The sequence below is a fragment of the Streptomyces sp. NPDC059696 genome (assembly GCF_042733745.1).
Taxonomy (GTDB): Bacteria; Actinomycetota; Actinomycetes; order Streptomycetales; family Streptomycetaceae; genus Streptomyces.
This window is the reverse complement of sequence record NZ_JBHWFG010000082.1, coordinates 1-3,129: the sequence shown is the minus strand read 5'-3', so window position 1 is coordinate 3,129 and position 3,129 is coordinate 1. Positions and strand designations below refer to the sequence as shown.

Genomic DNA, 3,129 nt, shown 5'->3' with positions numbered 1-3,129 from the left:
CGAGTGCTCTGCTCCTAGTCCGGGCGGGCTCGGCCGTGCGGACGACCGCCGCGATGAAGGTCGGCAGATCCGGGTCGTCGAAGAGGACGCCGATGTCGACCCAGAGGTCCAGCTCCTCCTGGATGCGCGTGGCGATGCGCACGGCGGAGACCGACTGCCCGCCGAGCTCGATGAACGTCGCGCCTTCCTCACCGGACGTGCCGAGAACACCCGTCCAGATCCGGGTCACCTTCTCCTCCAGCGAGGATCCGGCCGTTGTGTCGGAAACGGTGGACACTGGCTTTCCTTTCTTCGGGCGGGTTCGCCGCTGCCGGAGCTGGGTCAGGAGGTGAAGGGGGCGTCCGGCCGGGCCACCGACTTCTCCAGCAGGTCGAGGTAGTCGGCCAGGAAGGCCGCCATCGTCTCGTCCTTGAAGCGGTTGGTGTTGTACCCGAGGCTGCCGGCCATGGAGCCCGAGGGGTCGATGTGGATCGACCAGAGCACCCCGTCGGGGATGTCGGAGCCCTCCGACTGCGAGAGCTGCCGCTCCCAGATCTTCGAGTACGTCAGGTCCCCGGCCTGCTCGGGCCCGTCGGACGCGGGCGCGTGCACCGCCTGGAAGACCGAGATCTGGTGGTCGTCGGAGGCCGCCGACGCCATCAGCTCCGTCACCTCGGGGACCAGCCGGGTGAAGGGCAGCTCGTGGTTGACCGACTCTCCGCAGGTGGTGCGGGTGCGCAGCACGACGTCGCGGAAGGAGGAGCACCCGGAGAGGTCGGTGCGCAGCGGCAGGAAGTTGATGAAGGACCCCACGGTGTCCTCGAACCGGGAGTTGTTGCGGCCCCCGGAGAAGGTCGGCACGGTGATGTCCAGCTCACCCGTCCTGCGGTGCAGCAGCACCTGGTAGGCGGCGAACATGGTCATGAACGGGGAGCACTTGGCCGCCCGCGAGAACTCCACGACGGAGTCGGCCAGCTCCCCGCGCACGGCGAACCGCTGCCACGCGGTGCCCTTGGGCAGCCCCGCCGAGCGCGGAATGTCCGACTCGAGCCCGATGATCCGCGCCCCCTGGAGGCGCTTGCGCCAGAACTCCTTCGAAACCGCGACCCGCGGCGCCTCCGCCGCCTCGCGCTCCCAACGGGCGAACTCCGCGTGCTGGGTCGGCTCGGGCAGCGCGGGAACCGGGTTCCCGCGCCTGGCGGCGTACAGGTGGAGCAGGTCGCGGGCGATGACGTGCATGGCCCAGGCGTCCGCCGCGGTGTGGTGGGCTATGAGGACCAGCACCGAGTCCTTCTGGTCGAAGCGCCCGAGGACGGCGCGCAGCAGGGGCAGTTCCCGCACGCTCAGACCGGTCGACTCGACCTCGTTGAGCAGTTCCTCACCGCGCCGCACCCGCTCCGACTCGTCGACGCCGCCGAGGTCGCGCACCTCCAGCGAGGCGGGCCCCGCGGGCAGGACCTCCGGACGGTGCGTGCCGCCCTCGCGGACCAGCGAGGTGCGCAGGGCCTCGTGGCGCACGACGACGTCGCCCAGCGCCTCGCGCAGCGTCTCCTCGTCGATCCCGCCGGTCAGCCGCCAGGCTCCGACGATGTGGTACATGGGGCCGAACGGGCCCACGTCGGCGCCGTCGTTCCCGCTGTCGAACATGCACAGGAACTCCTGGTGGAAGGAGAGCGGCGGCGCCGTACCGTCCTGGGACCGGTCGGTGGTGTCGGACGTCGTCATGGTGTCAACCTCTCATCGGGAACGTCGCCGGCGCTCGGTGCCGGACGGGGTGACGGAACAGCGGACGGTCACCCGACGGGGCGGGCGACGGCGGGTTCGGGCACCGGGTCGCCGCCCGGGGCCGGCTGGGCACGGAAGAGCCGTCGCTCCCACAGGGTGGCCGGCCAGACGAGCAGGACCGCGGCCATTACGGCGGCGATGAACCAGCCCGAGGCGCCCCGGTCGTCGGAGTAGGCGGCCAGCAGCGGCCCCGCTCCGCCGAGGAGCGCGGTGGTCGAGGCGTGCGGCAGGCCGATGCCCAGGCCGCGTATCTGCGGAGGGAAGATCCTGGAGAGCATCTTGGGCAGCACCATGGTGACACAGCCGAGGAAGATCACTCCGGTGCTGTAGGTGAACGCCAGGCTCGCGAAGGAGTCCTGGACGGTGAGGTAGGCGTACGAGCCCACGGCGGCGAAGACGACGCTGGAGACGATCAGGAACCTGCCCGGCTCCACCCGGTCGGCGAGCAGCCCCAGGGGGACCTGCAGCAGGATGACCGAGCCGGTCACGCAGACCACCACCCAGAACATCGTCTGCGATCCGATCAGGCGGTGGCCCATCGCCGGGACCGCGGTCGACCACGTTCCCCCGATGACGCCGAGCCCGGCCACGAACATCACGGCCAGCACCACCTGGCGGCGGTGAGCGCCTATCAGTTGGCGCAGTGAGCCGCGCCGGGCCCGGGGGCGCACCTCGCGGCGGAAGACCTCGGTCTCGGTGAGCCGGCGGCGCAGGACCAGCAGGATCACGCCGAAGACGCCGCCGAGGAGGAACGGCACCCGCCAGCCCCATGCCTCCATCGTCGCGGTCCCCAGCCACACGCCGAGACCGGCGCCGAGCAGCGAGGCGACGAAGGGGCCCGCCATGGTCGTCACGGAGAAGAGGCTGCTGTAGAGGCACCGGCGGTTCTTCGGCGCGATCTCCATCAGGTAGGTGGCCGCCGCCGTCCACTCCCCGCCCGAGGAGACGCCCTGGGCGAGCCGGGCGAGCAGGAGCAGCAGCGGGGCGATGATCCCGATGTGCTCGTAGGTGGGGACGACGGCGATCAGCGTCGAGCCGCCGGTCATCAGTCCGATCGCCAGCATCAGGGCGGGCCGGCGGCCGCGCCGGTCGGCGAGGCGGCCCAACAGGATTCCGCCGATCGGCCGGAACAGCATGCCCGTGCCGAAGACCGCGAACGCGCCGAGCAGGGAGGTGAACTGGTTGGACGAGGGGAAGAACTGAGCCGCGAAGAGGGGAGCGAAGAGCCCGTAGGCGAGCCAGTCGAACGACTCCACGAAGTTGCCCACCACCGTCGCCACGACGGACCGTCGGTGCGATTCACCTGGCTGCACCGATCCATTTACAGCGGGCATCGAGCCTCCGTGCGTAAACGTGTGCGAAGTC

At 70.8% G+C, this 3,129-nt stretch carries 3 protein-coding genes; all 3 read right to left on the bottom strand.

The window, feature by feature from the left end; translation table 11 throughout:
* Positions 1 to 277: phosphopantetheine-binding protein (locus tag ACFV20_RS36610; RefSeq protein WP_385665406.1), on the bottom strand; the 277-nt coding region annotated here is incomplete at its 3' end.
* Between the two features lie 44 nt (positions 278 to 321).
* Positions 322 to 1,704, bottom strand: a complete 1,383-nt coding sequence (locus ACFV20_RS36605; protein WP_385665403.1) for a condensation domain-containing protein — start codon at positions 1,702 to 1,704, stop codon at positions 322 to 324.
* A 68-nt stretch (positions 1,705 to 1,772) separates the two neighbouring features.
* On the bottom strand, positions 1,773 to 3,044 hold the full coding sequence (locus ACFV20_RS36600) for an MFS transporter (RefSeq protein WP_073771967.1): 1,272 nt from the start codon (positions 3,042 to 3,044) through the stop codon (positions 1,773 to 1,775).
* Positions 3,045 to 3,129: the final 85 nt, after the last annotated feature.

Excerpts from the sequence above, each read along its gene's own strand:
- ACFV20_RS36605 (WP_385665403.1), bottom strand. The coding sequence starts at position 1,704 with ATGACGACGTCCGACACCACCGACCGGTCCCAGGACGGTACGGCGCCG.